We start from the raw sequence: 19,403 nt of genomic DNA, 5'->3' as shown, positions 1-19,403 counted from the left end.
GCCCGGTAACGTTGTCGTCCATGCAGATGCAGGGCAACAACATGGATCCGTGGCGCGGGCTGTACGCCGCCCGTACGGCCGGCCTGTCGGCCTCCGAGGTCCGTGCCCTGTTCGCCGTCGCCAGCCGCCCCGAGGTGGTCTCGTTGGCCGGCGGCATGCCGTTCGTCTCGGCCCTCCCCCAGGAGCTGCTCACCGGTGCGGTCGAGCGCACGGTGCGCGAGCGCGGGGCGACCGCGCTGCAGTACGGCTCAGGGCAGGGGATGCCGCAGCTGCGCGAGCAGATCCTCGAGGTCATGGCGCTCGAAGGCATCCATGCGGGCGTCGACGACCTCGTCGTGACGACGGGCTCGCAGCACGCGCTGGAACTCGTCGCGAAACTCTTCCTCGACCCGGGCGACGTCGTGCTCGCCGAGGGCCCGTCCTATGTGACCGCCATCACGGTGTTCAAGTCGTTCCAGGCCGAGGTCGTGCACTCGCCGATGGATGACGACGGCCTCGAGCCGGAGGCGCTGCGGCAGACGATCGCGCGCGTGAAGGCCTCGGGTAAGACGATCAAGTTCCTCTACACGATCCCGTCGTTCCACAACCCGATGGGGGTCACGCTCCCCTGGGCGCGGCGGATGGAGATCCTCGAGATCGCCCGCCAGAACGACATCCTCGTGCTCGAGGACAACCCCTACGGACTGCTGTACTTCGATCAGGCTCCCCCGCACGCGATGCGTTCGATCGAAGAGGACGGGGTCATCTACCTCGGCACGTTCTCGAAAACCCTGGCGCCCGGCTTCCGAGTCGGCTGGGCGGTCGCCCCGCACGCCATTCGAGAGAAGCTCATCCTGGCGAACGAAGCCGCCGTGCTGTCGCCGTCGTCGTTCTCGCAGACCGTGATCTCGGAGTACCTCGGCTCGGCCGACTGGAAGGGTCAGATCGACACCTTCCGCGGCGTCTACCGGGAACGCCGCGATGCGATGCTCGGAGCGCTCGCCGAACAACTGCCGACCCTGTCGTGGACGGTGCCTACGGGTGGCTTCTACGTCTGGCTGCGACTCCCCGAGCACCTCGACTCGAAGGCGATGCTCCCCCGTGCCGTGAAGGAGCTCGTCGCCTACACTCCCGGCACCGCGTTCTACGCCGACGGGGCCGGCCGCAACGCGATGCGGCTCTCGTTCTGCTACCCGACGCCCGACTTCATCCGCGAAGGCATCCGCCGGCTGGCGATCGTCATCAACGGCGAGCTGGCGCTGCTCAACGAGTTCCAGCAGACCGGTCCGGTCTCCACCCTGCCCGCCGAGCCCGAGGGCGTCCTGCCCCCGTACGCCGGCTGAGGGCGCCGTGAGTGCCCTGAAGCGCGTCGTCGTCCTCGCCGGCGGCATCTCCCACGAGCGCGACATCTCGCTGCGCAGCGGCCGGCAGGTCGCCGACAGCCTGCTCGAACACGGCCTCGAGGTCGAGCTGCGCGATCCGGATGCCACCCTGCTGGCCTACCTCCGCGACAACCGACCGGATGCCGTCTGGCCCGCCCTGCACGGCGCCAGCGGCGAAGACGGCGCCCTGCGCGGTCTCCTGGAGTTCCTCGGCGTTCCCTTCGTCGGCTCGGACTCCTCCGCCGCCCGGCTCGCCTGGGACAAGCCCACCGCCAAGATCATCGTCGCCCGCGCCGGCGTCGCTACTCCCCGATCGATCACGCTCGGGCGCGACGCCTTCCGCGAGCTCGGTGCCGACGCCATCTTCGCCGCGATCGACGACGAGCTCCCCGTGCCGCTCGTCGTGAAGCCCGCCCAGGGCGGCTCGGCGCAAGGCGTCACGATCGTCACCGAGCGCCCCGCCATGCCGCGCGCGATGGTCGAGGCCTACACCTACTGGGACGTCGCCCTCGTCGAGCAGCAGATCACCGGCACCGAGATCGCGGTCGGCGTCATCGACACCGGTGACGGCCCGGTCGCCCTGCCCGCGGTCGAGATCGAACCGCTGTCGGGCGTGTACTCCTTCGAGGCGCGCTACAACGCCGGCGAGACGCGGTTCTACACCCCCGCCCGCCTCTCGCCCGAGGTGACCGCCCGCGCCGCGGAGACGGCCGTCACGGCGCATGTCGCGCTCGGGATGCGCCACCTCTCCCGCGTCGACCTGATCGTCGACGGGGCGGGGACGCCGTGGTTCCTCGAGGCCAACGTGCTGCCGGGCCTCACCGAGACCTCGTTGCTCCCGCAGGCACTCGAGGCCGCCGGCCACGACCTCGGCTGGGTCTACACCCGCCTGGCCGAAGCTGCGCACAACACGCTGTAGGCGGAGGCGCTTTCGCGCCTCCGCGCGGTCGTGCGCCGACGCCCGTCCCGGGCGTCGGTCACCTGGGCGGAAGTGGTCTCAATCCACCGCGGAGTCGACCCCGAGCACCTCGAAGATGCGCCGGAGGTCGGCGACCGACGCGAAGTCGATCGTGATCGTGCCCTTCGAGGCCCCGAGCGCGATCTTCACCCGGGTGTCGAGCTTGTCGCCGAGGCGCTCCCCCAGTTCGCCGAGGTGGTCCTGACGCTTGCCGGCGGTGGGCTTGGCGGTCTTCGGCTTGGGCGGCGCGAGCAGCCCGGCCGCGGCCTCCGCGGCTCGCACCGACAGCTCCTCGTTGATGATCTTGTCGGCGAGCTTCCGCATCCCCGGCTCGTCGCCGACCGAGAGGATGGCACGGGCGTGGCCCGCGGTCAGTACGCCGGCCGCGACCTTCGTCTGGATGCTCTCCGGCAGCCTGAGCAGCCGGATGGTGTTGGTGATCTGCGGGCGTGAGCGTCCGATGCGATCGGCGAGCTGCTCCTGGGTGATCCCGAAGTCCTCGAGCAACTGCTTGTAGGCCGACGCTTCTTCCAGCGGGTTCAGCTGCGCGCGGTGGATGTTCTCCAGCAGCGCGTCGCGCAGCATCGCCTCGTCGGCCGTGTCCTTGACGACGGCGGGGATGGTGGAGCGTCCGGCGGCCTTCGACGCGCGGAATCGGCGCTCGCCCATGATGAGCTCGTACTGCGGCTCCCCGGGCGCGGCTCCCGCACGCGGGCGCACCACGATCGGCTGCAGCACACCGAACTCGCGGATCGAGACGATGAGCTCGCGCAGCGCCTCCGGCTCGAACTCGGTGCGCGGCTGCTGGGCGTTCGGGACGATGTCGCCGAGGTCCAGCTCGGCGAGCCGGGCGCCGGGCACGGCGACGAGGTCGCTCTCGGAGCCGAAGAAGACGTCGACGGGACGCTCGTTGCCGCCCGTGTCGTCGACGGGGGCGGTCGGGATGAGGGCGCCGATCCCCCGGCCGAGGCCGGTGCGCTTGGGAGCAGCCGCCATCAGACGACGCTCCGGTGCGCGATCTCGGACGCCGCCTCACGGTAGGAGAGCGATCCCGGCGAGTTGCCGTCGTAGGTTATGACGCTCTGCCCGTAGCTCGGCGCCTCCGAGATGCGCACCGAGCGCGGGATGACGGTCGTCAGCGTCTCGGCGGGAAAGTGCTCGCGCACCTCGTCGACGACCTGGTTGGCGAGGTTGGTTCGCGAGTCGTACATCGTCAGCAGGATCGTGGACAGCGCCAGCTTCGGGTTCAGGTGACGCTGGATCAGCTTGATGTTGTCGAGCAGCTGGCTCAGGCCTTCGAGGGCGTAGTACTCGCACTGGATCGGGATGAGCACCTCCTTGGCCGCGACGAAGGCGTTGATCGTCAGCAGGCCCAGAGACGGCGGACAGTCGATGAAGACGTAGTGGTACATGTCCTCGACCTCACCGAGGTAGATCTCGAGCGCGGTGCGCAGACGCTGCTCACGGGCGACGAGCGAGACCAGCTCGATCTCGGCGCCGGCGAGGTGGATGGTCGCGGGAAGGCACCACAGACCGGGGAACTCCGGGCTCTGCTGCACCGCGTCCCGGATCGGGGCGTCGCCCACGATGACGTCGTAGACGCTCTCGACCTCCGCGCGATGCTCCACCCCGAGGGCCGTCGAGGCGTTGCCCTGCGGGTCGAGGTCGATGACGAGAACCCGCGCTCCGCCCTGGGCGAGGGCGGCGGCGAGATTGACGGTCGTGGTGGTCTTACCGACGCCGCCCTTCTGGTTGGCGACGGTGAAGATCCGGGTTTCCGCCGGGACGGGAAGTGTGGCGTCGGCCAGAGCGAGGCGGCGGCGCGTCAGATCGGCGACCTCCTGGGCCAGGGGGGTGGAAGGGTCGAACGTGCTCACAGAGGCCTTTCAAGGTGATGCGGAGTGTGTTTCACGTGAAACATCGGCGGCGGAGGGCCGGCTCAGATCAGTGACCCAGACTAGCCCGAAAGACCCGGGTGACCTCGGGCACGATCCCCTCGCCCAGAACGAGCACCTCGGCGTCGCGGATGCGAGCCTTGCGAAGAGCCTTCTCCGCCGCGACGACCTCATCCTGGACCCGCGCGCCCTTCATGAACAACATCTCCCCACCGGGCTTGAGGAGGGGCGCGCACAGCGGGACGAGCTTGCTCAGCGCCGACACCGCACGGGCGGTGACCTGGTCGAGCAGCGGCTCGGGTCGGATCTCTTCCGCCCTCCCCCGCGCGACCGTGACGTTGGTCAGACCGAGTCGTTCGGACTCGGCGCTGAGCCAGTCGGTGCGGCGCTCCATCGGCTCGATGAGCACCATGTCCACGTCGGGACGAGCGATCGCCAGCACGAGGCCGGGCAAACCCGCCCCACTGCCCACGTCGCCGACACGTCCCGGGCGCAGCAGGTGAGCCATCAACACGCAGTTGACTACGTGTCGCGACCACAGCCTCTCGGCCTCGAGTGGACCGATCAGGCCGAGCTCCTCGCCGAAGCGTGCGAGGTCCGCGGTGAAGGCGCGTGCGACGTCGATGCGGTCGCCGAACAGCTCGGCCGCGTACGGAGGCTCGTCTTCCACGATCACGTCATGTCCACCAATGTTTCACGTGAAACCTTGCCCGACGCCCCAGACGCACGTCGGCGCTGGGGCGCTGGGGCGAGGCCGGAAATGGCCTCGCTCTATGCTCCAGCGCGGGCGGTGATCACCGTGTGGCGATCGCGGCCCTCGCCCTCGGACTCCGAGGTGTAGCCGCGTTCCGCCACGATGTCGTGCACGACCTTCCGCTCGTAGCTCGACATCGGGGGCAGCGACGCCGTGGCCGCCCCGCCCTCGAGGCGCGTGATCGCGTGATCGACGAGCGTTGCGAGCTCGGTGGCGCGGGCATCCCGCGAGCCGCCGATGTCGAGGATGAGCCGGGAGAAGCGGCTGGTCTTGTTCTGCACCGCGAGACGTGTGAGCTCCTGCAGCGCCGCGACGGTGTCGGGCTTGGACAGCAGCCGGAGGTTGGAGTCACCGGTCGCCGAGACGGAGAGGTAGGCGCGGCCACCGCGGGCGTCGATGTCGATGTCGCCGTCGATGTCCGCGATGTCGAGGAGTTCCTCGATGTAATCGGCGGCGGCGTCACCCTCGTCGATGACGTCCTGCTCGGACAGCTCGCCCTGCGCGGCGTCCTCGGTCGCGCCCTCGCTCTCCACGACGGCCTCGGCCTCGTCGACGGTGGGGGTCTCGGTGGTGTCGCTCATCGGCGTCCGCCCTGCTTCTTCGATCGGTTCTTGCCCACCGGCTGCTGCCGCTGGATCTTCTTGGGCTCCTCGACGATCTCCTCGAGGATGGCCGCGTCTTCGGTCATGCTCTTGCGGCGCTTCTTCGCGAGGCGAGCCTCACGGGCGAGGGCGGCTTCGCTGCCGGGGGTCGGCATGTTCCGGATGACGAGGAACTGCTGCACCATCGTCCAGACGTTCGAGGTCAGCCAGTAGAACATGACGCCGATCGGGAACGCGAAACCGGAGAAGGCGAACACCAGCGGGAGGATGTACAGCAGGATCCGCTGCTGGCGGTACATCGGGCTCGCCTTCATCTCCGGCGACTGGTTCTTCGACATGATCTGCAGCTGCGTGATGAACTGCGACGCGGTCATCAGTACGACCATGACGACCGCGATCACGATCACGACGGTCTCGACCGGGTTGGCCGCGAGCGCGGACTGGATGCTGTGGCGCAGCGGCGCGATGTCGAAAAGCGACGAGCTGCCGAACTGCTCCGAGAGCTCCTGGTTGAGCAGGCCGACGCCGGCCTTGTAGCTGCCGTCGGCCTGCGGCTTGGACTCGTTGAGCACCGAGAACAGGCTGAAGAAGATCGGCATCTGGATCAGCAGGGGAAGGCACGACGCGAACGGGTTGGTGCCCGCCTTCTTGTAGAGGTCCATCGTCTCGCGCTGCATGGCCTCGCGCGAGAACTGGTCGCGCTTGCCCTTGTACTTGTCCTGGATCTTTTTGAGCTGCGGGGCGACCTCGAGCATCTTGCGCTGGCTCTTGATCTGGCGAACGAAGATCGGGATGAGGGCCGCACGCACGACGAGCACCAGGCCGACGATCGAGAGCACCCAGGTGAGACCGGCCGCCGGGTCCATGCCGAGCGCGTCGAGCAGCGTGTGGAAACCCACGAGGATCGCCTCGATGACCCACTTGATGGGCCACAGCAGCGAATTGAAGAAACCGAAGATGTCCACGGTGGTGTCAGGCCTTTCCCAAGCTCGCCGGGATGACGAAGCCGAAGTTCGTGATGCGGTAACGGGGGACGGACGCGACGCGGACATCATCCACGCCGCCTCTCGCCCAGGGGTGGCAGCGCAGCAGTCGCCAGGAACCGAGGGCCACGCCCTTGATCACGCCATGCTGCTGGATCGAGCCGAGCGCGTAGGCGGAGCAGCTCGGGTAGTAGCGGCAGACGTCGCCGTAGAGCGGCGAGATCACGGCGCGGTAGCCGCGCAGGATCAGTACGCAGACGTTGCGCGGCAGCAGCCAGAGGAAGGTGAGGGCGCGCATCATGCGGTGGGGGAGTTTCCAGCCTGAGGGGCGGGGATCACGGCATCCATGTCGGCGGAGAGACTATCCCAGGACCCTTGCGCGCTTCCGGGGAGCACCCGGATCACGACGTCCTCACCGCGGTGACCTGCATCGATACGGCCGCGCCCGAGGGCCTTCAGCCGACGGCGCACCCGGTTGCGGACGACGGCGTTGCCGACCGCCTTCGACACGACGACCCCGAAGCGCGCGGGCGCAGCGGGGTCGGTGGCGAGTCGGTAGTACACCGCGGAGGCCGTGGTCGCGCGCCGTCCTCGACGAACGGTGGCTCGGAAGTCCGCAGGGAGCACCACTCGGTTCGCCCTGGCGAGCACGGAGGCTCTTAAGCGGAGAGCTCGGTGCGCCCCTTGCGACGACGGGCACCGAGGATGGCGCGGCCGGCGCGCGTGCGCATGCGGAGGCGGAAGCCGTGCACCTTGGCGCGACGACGGTTGTTCGGCTGGAAGGTTCGCTTGGTCATGATTGGTCTCCACGCCCGGCGGCCGATGCGTTCGGCGGGCCGGGAAGATCAGGTAGGTCCCACGGACGACCGCGGGTGAACTGATTAAAGATACGGTCAGCGCGCCCCCTGGTCAAACGACCGCTGTGCCGGTAGGGAAGCTCCTCCCCACCTTCTCACTTCTGGTTGACCTCTGCCGCCCGCCGCGAACTAAGGTGAACTCCGTCGTCCACAGGAATCAGATCGGTGGATAACCCTGTGTACAACCGAGTGAGCATTCCAGGATGAGGGCATGACCGAGACCGATCCGACCCGCGAGTTGTGGTCCTCCGTGCTCTCCCTGCTCGGAGCGGACGAGCGCATCACCCCGCAGCTCCATGGCTTCGTGAACCTGGTCGAAGCCAAGGGCGTCCTCAATGGCGTGCTCTACCTCGAGGTGCCGAACGAGTTGACGCGCGGGATGCTCGAGCAGCGCATCCGCGTTCCTCTCATCGAAGCGATCACCGGTGCCGCCGAAGAGGTCGTCAACTTCGCCATCGTGGTCAATCCCGAGATGCAGGCCGCCACCCTGACCCCGGTCGCCGATCTGGGGAGCGGAGACCTGGGGATCACGGCCCCGGAACCGGCGACCGCGATCGGCGACATCAGCAGCCGGCGCAGCGACTCCCGGCTCAACCCGAAGTACAACTTCGACAACTTCGTCATCGGCGGATCCAACCGCTTCGCCCACGCCGCCGCGGTCGCGGTCGCGGAGGCGCCGGCCAAGGCGTACAACCCGCTCTTCATCTACGGCGACTCCGGCCTCGGCAAGACCCACCTCCTCCACGCGATCGGCCACTACGCCGAGAACCTCTACACCGGCATCCGGGTGCGCTACGTGTCGAGCGAGGAGTTCACGAACGACTTCATCAACTCGATCCAGAACAACCGGTCGGCCGCGTTCCAGTCGCGCTACCGCGAGATCGACATCCTGCTCATCGACGACATCCAGTTCCTCCAGCGCGCGGTGGAGACGCAGGAGGCCTTCTTCCACACCTTCAACACGCTGCACGATCACAGCAAGCAGGTCGTGATCACGAGCGACGTCGCGCCCAAGTTCCTCACCGGCTTCGAAGACCGGATGCGGTCGCGCTTCGAGTGGGGTCTCATCACCGATGTGCAGGCACCCGACCTCGAGACCCGTATCGCGATCCTCCGGAAGAAGGCGCAGAGCGAGAAGCTGCAGGCGCCCGATGAGATCCTCGAGTTCATCGCCACGAAGGTGTCGAGCAACATCCGCGAGCTGGAGGGCACGCTCATCCGCGTCACCGCGTTCGCGAGCCTGAACCGCACCCCGGTCGATCTGCAGCTCGTGCAGACGGTACTCAAGGACCTCATCACCCTCGATGAGGACAACGTCATCGCGCCGGTCGACATCATCAATCACACGGCCGAGTACTTCAAACTCTCGGTCGACGACCTCTACGGGTCGAGTCGGTCGCAGGCGGTCGCCACCGCGCGACAGATCGCGATGTATCTCTGCCGCGAGCTGACGAACCTCTCCCTGCCCAAGATCGGGCAACTGTTCGGCAACCGCGATCACACGACGGTGATGTACGCGAACAAGAAGATCAGCGAGCTGATGAAGGAGCGCCGGTCGATCTACAACCAGGTCACCGAGCTCACCACCCGCATCAAACAGAATCAACGCTTCAACAAGCTGTGAGGTCTGCCCCCGAACGGGGGACTAGACGAACCAGTCTTCGATCTGGCGGAGTCCACAAGGTGTGGAAACTCTGTGGATAACTCCCGCGCCGCGCGGGGACGAAATGTGGACATCTGCCCGTCCGACTGTGGAACTCCCGGCACGGGTTGCGCGTTCTCCACCGATGCCGGGCTCGGCCTCCACAGCTACTCCGCAACTCACACCGCTGTAGTTCCTTACGTGCGACAGGGATCGTCGCCGGTTATCCACATGTCAACACCGGTTAAGAGGATTAGCTCTCTCTTCTCATTTCGGCTGTTCGACAACCTCTCGGCGCCGCCCGAGGTGCCAGAAACCGCTCGGCTCTTCCTGTGCCAGGATCGATGTGAAATCCTGGCCCACCCGGGTTTCCACCCGCTTTCGTGAATCAGCCGGCTCTGCTGCGGCGAACAAGGAGTCCTTCCGTGAAGTTCCAGGTCAACCGGGACGTCTTCAGCGAGGCTGTGTCGTTCGCGGTCAAGTTGCTCCCCCAGCGCACGACGCAGCCCATCCTCAGCGGTGTGCTGCTCGAGGCGAACGACGGCGTGCTCGTGCTGTCGTCCTTCGACTACGAGGTCTCGTCGCGAACGGAGATCTCCGCCGACGTCGACGAGTCGGGCAGCGCTCTGGTCTCCGGGCGGCTGCTGGCCGACATCGCCAGCCGCCTGCCGAACGCCCCCGTGCAGTTCTCCACCGTCGACGGCAAGATCGCGGTGCAGTGCGGCTCCGCGAAGTTCACCCTGGGGAGCATGCCGGTCGAGGAATACCCGACCCTGCCGCAGGTCGAGGAACGCACCGGCGTACTCCCGGCCGAGGACTTCGCGGCGGCCGTCGCGCAGGTCACCGTTGCGGCGTCCCGTGATGACGTCACCCCGGTGATCACCGGCGTGCAACTCGAGGTCGGCGACAACAACCTGTCGCTCGTCGCGACCGACCGCTACCGGGTCGCCGTGCGTGAGATCGACTGGGATTCCGGCGCGACGACCGCGGAGGGCACGACCGCGCTCATCCCGGCGCGCACGCTCTCGGAGATCGGCAAGACCTTCGCCCACAGCGGCACCGTCTCGGTGACGATCGCACGCGGCGACGATCGCGAACTGATCGCGTTCAGCGCCGACAAGAAGACCGTCACGTCGCTGCTCATCAAGGGCAACTTCCCTCCGGTCAAGCGGCTCTTCCCGGAGTCGGTCGAGAACTACGCCGTCGTGAACACCGCGGACCTGGTCGAGGCCACCCGCCGGGTGTCCCTCGTGCTCGAGCGTGAGGCGGCACTGCGCTTCTCGTTCACGATCGACGGGGTGACCCTGGAGGCCGCCGGCGCGGAGAACGCCCAGGCCTCGGAGACGATCGAAGGGCACCTGCACGGCGAGGACACCGTCGTGTCGCTCAAGCCGTCGTTCCTCCTCGACGGTCTCGGGGCGGTGCACTCCGAGTACGTGCGCATCTCGTTCACGAAGACCGACAACCCGAACAAGCCCGGCCCCGTGCTCATCACGAGCCAGTCCTCCAAGGACCAGCCCGGAGCCGACAACTACAAGTACCTCCTCCAGCCGAATCTGCTGCTGCGCTGATGAGCGCGTGACAAGCTGACTTCCATGCACATCGGACTCGTCGGCTTGGGCAAGATGGGCGGCAACATGCGCGAGCGCCTCCGGCGCGGAGGCGTGGAGGTCACCGGATACGACCCGAACCCGGAGGTCACCGACGTCGCGGATCTCGCCGCGCTCGCCGCGGCGCTGCCGGCGCCGCGAGTCGTCTGGATCATGGTCCCGTCGGGAGCGATCACCGACCAGGTCATCGCGGACGTGTCGGCCGTGCTCGAGCCGGGCGATCTCGTGATCGATGGCGGCAACTCGCGATTCACCGACGACGCCGTGCATTCCGCGCAGCTCGCCGAGAAGAAGATCCGCTTCGTCGACTGCGGCGTCTCCGGCGGCATCTGGGGTCTCGAGAACGGCTACGGGCTCATGGCCGGCGGCGACCCGGCCGACATCGAAGAACTGCTGCCGGTCTTCGACGCCCTGCGTCCGGAGGGACCGCGCGACGAGGGATTCGTGCACGCCGGCTCCGTCGGCGCAGGTCACTACTCGAAGATGGTGCACAACGGCATCGAGTACGCGCTCATGCAGGCGTGGGCCGAGGGTTTCGAACTGATGGATGCCCGGGACGACCTGATCCACGATGTTCCGGGCGTTTTCAAGGCCTGGCAACGCGGAACCGTCGTGCGCAGCTGGCTGCTCGAGTTGCTCGTGAAGGCGCTCGAAGCCGATCCCGAACTCGCCGACATCGAGGGCTACGTCGAGGACTCGGGCGAGGGTCGGTGGACGGTGCACGACGCGCTGGACCACGCGGTGCCGGTGCCGACGATCAGCGCGGCGATCTTCGCGCGCTTCGTCTCGCGCCAGAAGGACTCGCCGTCGATGAAGGCGGTCGCCGCGCTGCGAAAGCAGTTCGGCGGGCACGCCGTCCGCAAGGCGTGACGGTTCTCACGGGCAGAATCGTCCCGTGATCGTCACCCATCTCTCGCTGAGTGACTTCCGCAACTACGAGATCGCCGACGTCGACCTGGTCGCCGGCCCGAACCTGTTCGTCGGCCGCAACGGACAGGGCAAGACGAACCTGGTCGAGGCGATCGGCTACCTGAGCACGCTCGGGTCGCACCGGGTGTCGACCGACCAGGCCCTCATCCGCGCGGGACGGGATGCCGCGATCGTGCGCGCGCGACTCGAACACGCCGACCGATCGGTACTCGTCGAGGTGCAGATCAACCGCTCGGGTGCGAACCGCGCGCAGGTCAACCGCGTCGCGACGAAGCCGCGCGAGCTGCCGCGCTACGCGACGAGCGTGTTGTTCGCGCCGGAGGATCTCGCGCTCGTGCGTGGCGACCCGGGCGGGCGGCGCCGCTATCTCGATCAGCTCCTCGTGCAGCTGAGCCCGCGGCTCGCCGGCGTCCTCGGCGACTACGAGCGCGTGCTGCGCCAGCGCACGACCCTGCTGAAGTCGGTGCGTTCTGCCCGGGTCGCGGAATCCCAGCTCTCGACGCTCGAGGTCTGGGACGAACGGCTCAGCGACCTCGGCTCCCAGATCGTCGTCGAGCGCTCCGCGCTGATCGACCGCATCCGCCCGCACGTGGCCGACGCCTACCGACGGATCGCGGGTGACGACCAGCGCGCCGACCTCGCCGCGCGGCTCAGCATCCTGGGCGACATCCCGGACGACGACGCAGAGGATGTCGGCATCCCCACGGTTCTGCAACCGGCCGACGTGCGCGAGGCCTTCACCGCCGCGCTCGCCCGGGTGAGGCGGCAGGAGCTGGATCGCGGGCTCACCCTCGTCGGCCCGCACCGCGACGATCTCGTGCTCACCCTCAACGGGCTGCCGGCGAAGGGCTACGCCAGTCATGGCGAGTCCTGGTCGTTCGCGCTCGCCCTCAAGCTGGCGGCGGCCGCGACCCTGCGCGCGGACTCGCCGCTCGGGGATCCGGTGATCATCCTCGACGACGTGTTCGCCGAGCTCGACGAGTCCCGACGGGCACGGCTCGCTGACGGGATCGCGGGCTACGAACAGGTGCTCATCACGGCGGCGGTGCTCGGCGACGTACCGGACGCGCTCCGCGTGCACACCGTCCACATCCGAGCCGGGCAGATCCTGCACGCCGGGCGCCCTGATGACGCCCCGCCTGGGGAGGACGCGTGAGCGAGCCCGAAGAGAAGGTTCCCGAGCACATCGCGGTGTACCGCCGACTGCGCCGACTGTTCGGCGACCCCGAGCTGCGCAGCACCGACGGCCGCCGCCGCCGCCGGGCGGCTGACGCCGCCGCGAGCGAGCCCTACGGGCTCGGCCGTGACCCGCGCGGCCTCGGCGACGTGCTCAGCGGGATGGCGTCGGCGCGGGGGTGGGAGTCTCCGCTCGCCCGCGCCGAGTTGCTCGTGTCGTGGCCCGACATCGTCGGCGCCGACACCGCTGCGCACGCCACCCCGATCGGCATCGAGGACGGGGTGCTGACCGTGCAATGCGACTCGACGGCCTGGGCGCAGCAGTTGCGGATCATGTCGGCGACCGTCCTGAACAGCATCGCCGAGCTGTTCCCGGCGGCCGGGGTCGAAACCGCGCGCTTTCTCGCCCCCCACGCCCCCTCCTGGAAACACGGCCCCAAGGCGGTTCAAGGGCGGGGTCCACGCGATACCTACGGTTGACAAGGCAAATCTGGTCGACCGCGCAAGGAAAACCCCTCAGATCGCGAAATCGCCCGGTCTGGACCCGCTTCGCGGGATAGAATCGACTACTTGGCCGGCCGGCTTTTCCGGCGGTCGAGCACGACCGCGGCAGGAGCCACCTCCCCATGAGCAACACCTCGCGTCAGGGCGAAGCCGATTCGAACTACGGCGCCTCGGACATCCAAGTCCTCGAAGGCCTCGAAGCCGTCCGCAAGCGCCCCGGTATGTACATCGGGTCGACCGGTCCCCGGGGCCTGCACCACCTCGTCTACGAGATCGTCGACAACGCGGTCGACGAGTCGCTCGCCGGCTACTGCGACACGATCGCCGTGACGATCCTCGCCGACGGCGCGCTGCGCGTCGTCGACAACGGCCGCGGCATCCCGGTCGACATCCACCCGGTCGAGAAGCGCTCCACGGTCGAGGTCGTGCTGACCGTGCTGCACGCCGGCGGCAAGTTCGGCGGCGGCGGGTACGCCGTCTCCGGCGGCCTCCACGGCGTCGGCTCGAGCGTCGTCAACGCGCTCTCGTCGCAGCTCGAGGTCGAGGTGCGCCGGCAGGGCAACGCCTACCGGCAGAGCTACCACATCGGTGTGCCCGACGCCCCGCTCGCGAAGGAGGAGGCGACCGACGAGACCGGCACGACGATCACCTTCTGGCCGAACGCCGACATCTTCGAGACCGTCGAGTTCGACTACGAGACGCTGCGCACGCGGTTCCAGCAGACCGCCTTCCTCAACAAGGGCCTGACGATCTCGCTCGTCGACGAGCGTCCGCTCGAGGAGGGCGAGGAGAGCAAGCGCGCCGACACCTTCCTCTACGAACGCGGCCTGGTCGACTACGTGGAGTACCTCAACAACGCCAAGAAGGCGGAGGTCATCCACGACGAGGTGATCTCCTTCGAGACCGAGGACACCGAGCGCCACATGGCCCTCGAGATCGCCATGCAGTGGACGACCGCCTACTCCGAGAGCGTCCACACCTACGCGAACGTCATCAACACCCACGAGGGCGGCACCCACGAGGAGGGCTTCCGCGCCGCGTTGACGACGCTCGTCAACAAGTACGCGCGCGAGAAGGGCCTGCTCAAGGAGAAGGACGAGAACCTCACCGGCGACGACGTGCGCGAGGGTCTCACCGCCGTGATCTCGATCAAGCTCTCCGAGCCGCAGTTCGAGGGCCAGACGAAGACCAAGCTCGGCAACACCGAGGCGAAGTCGTTCGTCCAGCGTGTCGTCGGCGACCAGCTCTCCGACTGGTTCGAGCGCAACCCGAACCAGGCGCGCGACGTCATCCGCAAGTCGATCCAGGCCGCGACCGCGCGCCTCGCCGCCCGCAAGGCGCGCGAGCAGACCCGGCGCAAGGGCCTGCTCGAAGGCGGCGGGATGCCGGGCAAGCTGTCGGACTGCTCGAGCAAGGACCCGACCGAGAGCGAGATCTTCCTCGTCGAGGGCGACTCGGCCGGCGGTTCCGCGAAGACCGGCCGCGACCCCCGCACCCAGGCGATCCTGCCGCTGCGCGGCAAGATCCTCAACGTCGAGAAGGCGCGGCTCGACCGCGCGCTCGGCAATGCCGAGATCCAGGCGATGATCACCGCCTTCGGCACCGGCATCGGCGAGGACTTCGACGGCGAGAAGGCGCGGTACCACAAGGTGGTGCTGATGGCGGATGCCGACGTCGACGGTCAGCACATCACGACCCTGCTGCTCACCCTGCTGTTCCGCTACATGCGGCCGCTCATCGAGCTCGGCTACGTCTACCTCGCCGCCCCGCCGCTCTACCGGATCAAGTGGACGAACGCCGAGCACGACTACGTCTACTCCGACACCGAGCGCGACGCCCTCGTCGAGAACGGCAAGGCGAACGGCAAGCGCCTGCCGAAGGAGTCGGCGATCCAGCGCTACAAGGGTCTGGGTGAGATGAACCACCAGGAGCTGTGGGACACGACGATGAACCCCGAGACCCGCACGCTGCGCCAGATCACGCTCGACGACGCCGCGATCGCCGACAGCGTCTTCGCGACGCTGATGGGCGACGACGTCGAACTGCGCCGCAACTTCATCCAGCAGAACGCCAAAGACGTTAGGTTCCTCGATATCTGATGGCAGACACCACCGGGCTCGACCCGAACCGGCACGACAAGATCGAGCCCGTCGACCTCCAGCTGGAGATGCAGCGCTCCTACCTCGACTACGCGATGAGCGTGATCGTCGGGCGCGCGCTGCCCGACGTGCGCGACGGGCTCAAGCCCGTGCACCGCCGCGTGATCTACACGATGTACGACGGCGGATACCGTCCCGACCGCGCGTTCAGCAAGTGCACCCGCGTCATCGGCGACGTGATGGGTCAGTTCCACCCGCACGGCGACTCCTCGGTCTACGACGCCCTCGTGCGACTGGTGCAGCCGTGGTCGCTGCGCTACCCGCTCGCGCTCGGCCAGGGCAACTTCGGATCCCCGGGCAACGACGGCGCCGCCGCCCACCGGTACACCGAGACCAAGATGGCTCCGCTCGCGATGGAGCTCGTGCGCGACATCGACGAGAACACCGTCGACATGCAGGACAACTACGACGGTCGCACGCAGGAGCCGACGGTGCTGCCGGCGCGGTTCCCGAACCTGCTCGTCAACGGCAGCGTCGGCATCGCGGTCGGCATGGCGACGAACATCCCGCCGCACAACCTGCGCGAGGTCGCCTCGGCCGCCCTCTGGGCGCTCGAGCACCCCGACGCGACGCGCGAAGAGCTGCTCGAGGCCGCCATCCAGCGGGTCAAGGGCCCCGACTTCCCGACCGGCGCGCAGATCCTCGGCATCCGTGGCATCCAGGACGCCTACCGCACGGGTCGCGGCTCGATCACGATGCGCGCCGTCGTCGAGGTCGAGGAGCTGCAGGGCCGCACCTGCCTCGTCGTCACCGAACTGCCGTACCAGGTCAACCCCGACAACCTCGCGGTGAAGATCGCCGACCTGGTCAAGGAGGGCAAGCTCGCCGGCATCGCCGACATCCGCGACGAGTCCTCGGGTCGCACCGGTCAGCGCCTCGTCATCGTGCTCAAGCGCGACGCCGTCGCCCGCGTCGTGCTGAACAACCTCTACAAGCACACCTCGCTGCAGGAGAACTTCGGCGCGAACATGCTCGCGATCGTCGACGGCGTGCCGCGCACCCTCGCGCTCGACGGGTTCATCTCGTACTGGATCGCCCACCAGATCGAAGTCATCGTGCGGCGCACCCAGTTCCGCCTCGACAAGGCCGAAGCGGATGCCCACATCCAGCGCGGCTACGCGAAGGCCCTCGACGCGCTCGACGAGGTGATCGCCCTCATCCGGCGCTCGTCCGATGTCGACGCCGCCCGCACGGGGCTCATCAAGCTCCTGGATGTCGACGAGCTCCAGGCCGATGCCATCCTGGCGCTGCAGCTGCGCCGGCTCGCGGCGCTCGAACGCCAGAAGATCCTCGACCGTCTCGCCGAACTCGAACTGGAGATCGCCGAGTACCGCGCGATCCTCGCCAGCGAGGTGCGGCAGCGCGAGATCATCACGAGCGAGCTCACCGAGATCGTGGCGAAGTTCGGCGACGACCGTCGCACCGAGATCCTGATGGGCTTCGACGGCGACATGAGCGTCGAAGACCTCATCCCCGAAGAGGAGATGGTCATCACCATCACCCGCGGCGGATACGTCAAGCGCACCCGCAGCGACCACTACCGCTCCCAGCATCGCGGCGGCCGCGGCGTGAAGGGCGCGCAATTGCGGGCGGATGACGTCGTCGAGCACTTCTTCGTCACCACGACCCACCACTGGCTGCTGTTCTTCACCGACAAGGGCCGGGTCTATCGCGCGAAGGCGTACGAGATCCAGGAGGCCGGCCGAGACGCGAAGGGTCAGCACGTCGCGAACCTGCTGGCACTCCAGCCCGACGAGCAGATCGCACAGGTGCTCGACATCCGCGACTACTCGGTGGCGACCTATCTCGTGCTCGCCACCCGCGGCGGGCTCGTCAAGAAGACGGCGCTCACCGAGTACGACACCAACCGCACCGGCGGCATCATCGCGATCAACCTCCGCGACGGCGACGAGCTGGTCTCGGCGATGCTCGTCGAGGATGGCACCGAGGTGCTGCTCGTGTCGCGCAAGGGACAGTCGATCCGGTTCGCGGCGACCGACTCGGCGATGCGCCCGATGGGGCGCTCCACCTCCGGCGTGAAGGGGATGGACTTCCGGGGCGGCGACGCGCTGCTGTCGGCCTCCGTCGTCGCCGACGAGGGGTATGTGTTCGTCGTCACCGAGGGCGGCTACGCCAAGCGCACCGCCGTCACCGAGTACCGCGTGCAGAACCGCGGCGGCCTCGGCATCAAGGTCGCGAAGCTCACCGAGACCCGCGGCGACCTGGCCGGCGCGCTGATCGTCGAGGACGACGACGAGGTGCTCGTCGTGCTCGCCGGCGGCAAGGTCGTACGTTCAGCCGTTGCCGAGGTTCCCGCCAAGGGGAGGGATACGATGGGCGTCGTCTTCGCGCGTTTCGACGACGACGACAAGATCATCGCGATCGCGAAAAACAGCGAACGCAACATCGAGACCGTCGATGACACCGAGGCCCCGGACGCAAGCACCGAGCCCGCCCCCGCGGTCGACGGAGAGGACCAGGAGTAGCGATGAGCGTCGCCGAGAAACTTCAGCGCAAAGAGATGCGCCAGACGACGAGCCGTCAGGTACGCCTGAAGCTGGTGTACCTCGACGTCTGGTCGCTCGTGAAGCTGTCGTTCCTGGTCTGGCTCTGCCTCGGCATCGTGCTGATCGTCGCGAGCGTGCTGATCTGGGTCGTGCTCGCCTCCACCGGAATCTTCGACACCCTCGACGAGACGCTGCGGGACATGATCGGCGACGACAACTTCGCCATCACCAACAGCTTCGGCATCGGCCAGGTGCTGATCTTCACGGTGATCATCGCGCTGCTCAACACGATCGTCGGCACCGCGCTCGGTGCGGTCGGCGGATTCCTGTACAACCTCAGCGTGCGCTTCACCGGCGGGCTGCTGGTCGGATTCCAGAACTCCTAGAGCCTGATACTCTGACTCTCGGCCCAGATCCCGTCGGGATCCGAGCCGCTCGGGGATATAGCTCAGGCGGTTAGAGCGCTTCGCTGATAACGAAGAGGTCCGAGGTTCAAGTCCTCGTATCCCCACTCGAAGTCCCCGCGAGGGGACTTCGTCGTTTCACCTCCGCATCCGCGCCTGAGTGACCTGGGCGCCGGGACGGCGCCGAGCGCTGGCGCCGCAGCGGAGGCGAGAAATCGCCTCCGCTTTCAGCGGGGCGCGCGGGGCCTTAGCTCAATTGGTAGAGCGCCTGCTTTGCAAGCAGGAGGTCAGGGGTTCGATTCCCCTAGGCTCCACCCGATGGATGTCGTCTTTCGCTCCGCCGTCGAGACGGACATCGCCGAGGTGCTCGACCTGTGGGACGTCGCGGCCGAGAACGACTCGCGACCGGCCGACGACGCCGCGAAACTCGCCGCCGTGATCGCGCGTGACCCGGAGGCCCTCGAGCTCGCCGTCGTCGACGGGCGCGTCGTCGGGTCTCTCATCTCGGGCTGGGACGGCTGGCGCGCGCACCTCTATCGACTCGCGGTGCATCCGTCGGTGCGGCGCCAGGGCATCGGTCGGGAGCTGCTCACCCGCGCCGAGCGTCGGCTCGTCGCACTCGGAGCGAGCCGCATCGACGCGATGGTTCTCGACAACAACGAGCTCGGGCAGAGCCTGTGGATCGCCGAGGGCTTCGCGAAGCAGCCGGAGTGGCGCCGCTGGGTGCGACCGGTCGGCTAGAGATCCACCCGGCGCCCGAACGACTTCCGGCGCGGCCGCGAGCAGGTGAGGCGGTCGCGGATGCGCGCCAGCTCGTGCGGCTGGAGCCCGAGGTCATCCGCGAACTCCTGCACGGACGCGAAGCGGGTGCGGCCGAGACGGGCGGCGACGGCGGCCTCCGCGCGCTTCTTCGTGAAGCCGGTGAGGGTGCGGAACTCGTCGACGGTCGCCGAGTTCACGTCGACCGTGGTGGCAGCGGCGGCGGCGGGGGCTTCGACAGGCTCAGCCGCCGGAGTGCGCGGCGCGTGAGCGGTCGGCGGGGGCGGGGAGCCGGCGCGCCG

Annotated in this window: 20 protein-coding genes and 2 tRNA genes; 13 read left to right on the top strand and 9 right to left on the bottom strand. The window is 68.1% G+C overall.

Annotated features, from left to right (window positions below; genetic code table 11):
• Positions 1 to 20 precede the first annotated feature (20 nt).
• A complete protein-coding gene (locus tag ACILQS_RS00940) occupies positions 21 to 1,322 on the top strand; it encodes a PLP-dependent aminotransferase family protein (RefSeq protein WP_395638218.1) in 1,302 nt (433 codons plus the stop codon).
• Between the two features lie 7 nt (positions 1,323 to 1,329).
• Positions 1,330 to 2,280: a D-alanine--D-alanine ligase gene (locus ACILQS_RS00935; RefSeq protein WP_395638217.1), complete on the top strand. Its 951-nt coding sequence runs from the start codon at positions 1,330 to 1,332 to the stop codon at positions 2,278 to 2,280.
• Between the two features lie 78 nt (positions 2,281 to 2,358).
• Here ACILQS_RS00935 and ACILQS_RS00930 read toward each other — a convergent pair whose 3' ends face one another.
• From ACILQS_RS00930 to rpmH, 8 genes are all read right to left on the bottom strand, one after another.
• Positions 2,359 to 3,315 carry a ParB/RepB/Spo0J family partition protein gene (locus tag ACILQS_RS00930; RefSeq protein WP_395638216.1) on the bottom strand — a complete coding sequence of 319 codons (957 nt, stop codon included), beginning with the start codon at positions 3,313 to 3,315 and terminating at the stop codon, positions 2,359 to 2,361.
• Positions 3,315 to 4,196 (bottom strand): ParA family protein, encoded by an 882-nt coding sequence (locus ACILQS_RS00925; RefSeq protein ID WP_395638215.1) that lies wholly within the window; start codon positions 4,194 to 4,196, stop codon positions 3,315 to 3,317. Before ACILQS_RS00925 ends, ACILQS_RS00930 begins: the two co-directional genes overlap by 1 nt.
• Before the next feature lie 67 nt (positions 4,197 to 4,263).
• The gene (gene rsmG / locus ACILQS_RS00920; protein ID WP_395638214.1) at positions 4,264 to 4,890 is read right to left on the bottom strand and encodes a 16S rRNA (guanine(527)-N(7))-methyltransferase RsmG; all 627 of its coding nucleotides are present in this window, start codon (positions 4,888 to 4,890) and stop codon (positions 4,264 to 4,266) included.
• A gap of 95 nt (positions 4,891 to 4,985) precedes the next feature.
• Positions 4,986 to 5,549 carry a protein jag gene (locus tag ACILQS_RS00915; protein ID WP_395638213.1) on the bottom strand — a complete coding sequence of 188 codons (564 nt, stop codon included), beginning with the start codon at positions 5,547 to 5,549 and terminating at the stop codon, positions 4,986 to 4,988.
• Positions 5,546 to 6,535: a membrane protein insertase YidC gene (gene yidC / locus ACILQS_RS00910; RefSeq protein WP_395638212.1), complete on the bottom strand. Its 990-nt coding sequence runs from the start codon at positions 6,533 to 6,535 to the stop codon at positions 5,546 to 5,548. The genes ACILQS_RS00915 and yidC overlap by 4 nt, the downstream gene beginning before the upstream one ends.
• A gap of 7 nt (positions 6,536 to 6,542) precedes the next feature.
• The gene (gene yidD, locus ACILQS_RS00905) at positions 6,543 to 6,854 is read right to left on the bottom strand and encodes a membrane protein insertion efficiency factor YidD (protein WP_395638211.1); all 312 of its coding nucleotides are present in this window, start codon (positions 6,852 to 6,854) and stop codon (positions 6,543 to 6,545) included.
• On the bottom strand, positions 6,851 to 7,204 hold the full coding sequence (gene rnpA / locus ACILQS_RS00900) for a ribonuclease P protein component (RefSeq protein ID WP_395638210.1): 354 nt from the start codon (positions 7,202 to 7,204) through the stop codon (positions 6,851 to 6,853). The genes yidD and rnpA overlap by 4 nt, the downstream gene beginning before the upstream one ends.
• Before the next feature lie 8 nt (positions 7,205 to 7,212).
• The gene (gene rpmH, locus ACILQS_RS00895) at positions 7,213 to 7,350 is read right to left on the bottom strand and encodes a 50S ribosomal protein L34 (protein WP_386739959.1); all 138 of its coding nucleotides are present in this window, start codon (positions 7,348 to 7,350) and stop codon (positions 7,213 to 7,215) included.
• A 271-nt stretch (positions 7,351 to 7,621) separates the two neighbouring features.
• Here rpmH and dnaA point away from each other — a divergent pair, with 271 nt between their 5' ends.
• The 11 genes from dnaA (at position 7,622) to ACILQS_RS00840 (ending at position 19,083) form a co-directional block, all read left to right on the top strand.
• Entirely contained in the window at positions 7,622 to 9,034 is a 1,413-nt protein-coding gene (dnaA, locus tag ACILQS_RS00890) for a chromosomal replication initiator protein DnaA (RefSeq protein ID WP_395638209.1), read from the top strand.
• 443 nt (positions 9,035 to 9,477) lie between these two features.
• Positions 9,478 to 10,623 carry a DNA polymerase III subunit beta gene (gene dnaN, locus ACILQS_RS00885; RefSeq protein ID WP_395638208.1) on the top strand — a complete coding sequence of 382 codons (1,146 nt, stop codon included), beginning with the start codon at positions 9,478 to 9,480 and terminating at the stop codon, positions 10,621 to 10,623.
• Positions 10,624 to 10,647: 24 nt separating this feature from the next.
• Positions 10,648 to 11,532 carry a phosphogluconate dehydrogenase (NAD(+)-dependent, decarboxylating) gene (gnd, locus tag ACILQS_RS00880; RefSeq protein ID WP_395638207.1) on the top strand — a complete coding sequence of 295 codons (885 nt, stop codon included), beginning with the start codon at positions 10,648 to 10,650 and terminating at the stop codon, positions 11,530 to 11,532.
• A gap of 25 nt (positions 11,533 to 11,557) precedes the next feature.
• A complete protein-coding gene (gene recF, locus ACILQS_RS00875) occupies positions 11,558 to 12,748 on the top strand; it encodes a DNA replication/repair protein RecF (protein ID WP_395638206.1) in 1,191 nt (396 codons plus the stop codon).
• Positions 12,745 to 13,248, top strand: a complete 504-nt coding sequence (locus tag ACILQS_RS00870) for a DUF721 domain-containing protein (protein WP_395638205.1) — start codon at positions 12,745 to 12,747, stop codon at positions 13,246 to 13,248. Before recF ends, ACILQS_RS00870 begins: the two co-directional genes overlap by 4 nt.
• Positions 13,249 to 13,394: 146 nt before the next feature.
• A complete protein-coding gene (gyrB, locus tag ACILQS_RS00865; RefSeq protein WP_395638204.1) occupies positions 13,395 to 15,371 on the top strand; it encodes a DNA topoisomerase (ATP-hydrolyzing) subunit B in 1,977 nt (658 codons plus the stop codon).
• Positions 15,371 to 17,917, top strand: coding sequence for a DNA gyrase subunit A (gene gyrA, locus ACILQS_RS00860; protein WP_395638203.1), 2,547 nt, complete (start codon positions 15,371 to 15,373; stop codon positions 17,915 to 17,917). The genes gyrB and gyrA overlap by 1 nt, the downstream gene beginning before the upstream one ends.
• Before the next feature lie 2 nt (positions 17,918 to 17,919).
• Complete coding sequence (locus ACILQS_RS00855; protein WP_395638202.1) at positions 17,920 to 18,324, top strand: DUF3566 domain-containing protein; 405 nt, start codon at positions 17,920 to 17,922, stop codon at positions 18,322 to 18,324.
• A 51-nt stretch (positions 18,325 to 18,375) separates the two neighbouring features.
• Positions 18,376 to 18,449 (top strand) — tRNA-Ile (locus ACILQS_RS00850).
• A 134-nt stretch (positions 18,450 to 18,583) separates the two neighbouring features.
• Positions 18,584 to 18,656 (top strand) — tRNA-Ala (locus ACILQS_RS00845).
• Between the two features lie 4 nt (positions 18,657 to 18,660).
• Positions 18,661 to 19,083 (top strand): GNAT family N-acetyltransferase, encoded by a 423-nt coding sequence (locus tag ACILQS_RS00840; RefSeq protein WP_395638201.1) that lies wholly within the window; start codon positions 18,661 to 18,663, stop codon positions 19,081 to 19,083.
• On the opposite strand, the gene ACILQS_RS00835 is transcribed toward ACILQS_RS00840, so the two are convergent.
• Positions 19,080 to 19,403, bottom strand: a 324-nt coding sequence (locus ACILQS_RS00835; RefSeq protein WP_395638200.1) for a helix-hairpin-helix domain-containing protein, incomplete at its 5' end; no start/stop codon positions are given. The genes ACILQS_RS00840 and ACILQS_RS00835 overlap by 4 nt on opposite strands.

The sequence above is a fragment of the Pseudolysinimonas sp. genome (genome assembly GCF_044239695.1).
GTDB lineage: Bacteria > Actinomycetota > Actinomycetes > Actinomycetales > Microbacteriaceae > Pseudolysinimonas_A.
This window is presented reverse-complemented; position numbering and strand designations above follow the sequence as displayed.

Coding starts and splice junctions, on each gene's coding strand:
- gyrB (WP_395638204.1), top strand. CDS start 13,395: ATGAGCAACACCTCGCGTCAGGGCGAAGCCGATTCGAACTACGGCGCC.
- ACILQS_RS00855 (WP_395638202.1), top strand. CDS start 17,920: ATGAGCGTCGCCGAGAAACTTCAGCGCAAAGAGATGCGCCAGACGACG.
- dnaA (WP_395638209.1), top strand. CDS start 7,622: ATGACCGAGACCGATCCGACCCGCGAGTTGTGGTCCTCCGTGCTCTCC.
- gnd (WP_395638207.1), top strand. CDS start 10,648: ATGCACATCGGACTCGTCGGCTTGGGCAAGATGGGCGGCAACATGCGC.
- ACILQS_RS00840 (WP_395638201.1), top strand. CDS start 18,661: ATGGATGTCGTCTTTCGCTCCGCCGTCGAGACGGACATCGCCGAGGTG.
- rpmH (WP_386739959.1), bottom strand. CDS start 7,350: ATGACCAAGCGAACCTTCCAGCCGAACAACCGTCGTCGCGCCAAGGTG.
- ACILQS_RS00930 (WP_395638216.1), bottom strand. CDS start 3,315: ATGGCGGCTGCTCCCAAGCGCACCGGCCTCGGCCGGGGGATCGGCGCC.
- yidD (WP_395638211.1), bottom strand. CDS start 6,854: ATGATGCGCGCCCTCACCTTCCTCTGGCTGCTGCCGCGCAACGTCTGC.
- ACILQS_RS00940 (WP_395638218.1), top strand. CDS start 21: ATGCAGATGCAGGGCAACAACATGGATCCGTGGCGCGGGCTGTACGCC.
- ACILQS_RS00915 (WP_395638213.1), bottom strand. CDS start 5,549: ATGAGCGACACCACCGAGACCCCCACCGTCGACGAGGCCGAGGCCGTC.
- gyrA (WP_395638203.1), top strand. CDS start 15,371: ATGGCAGACACCACCGGGCTCGACCCGAACCGGCACGACAAGATCGAG.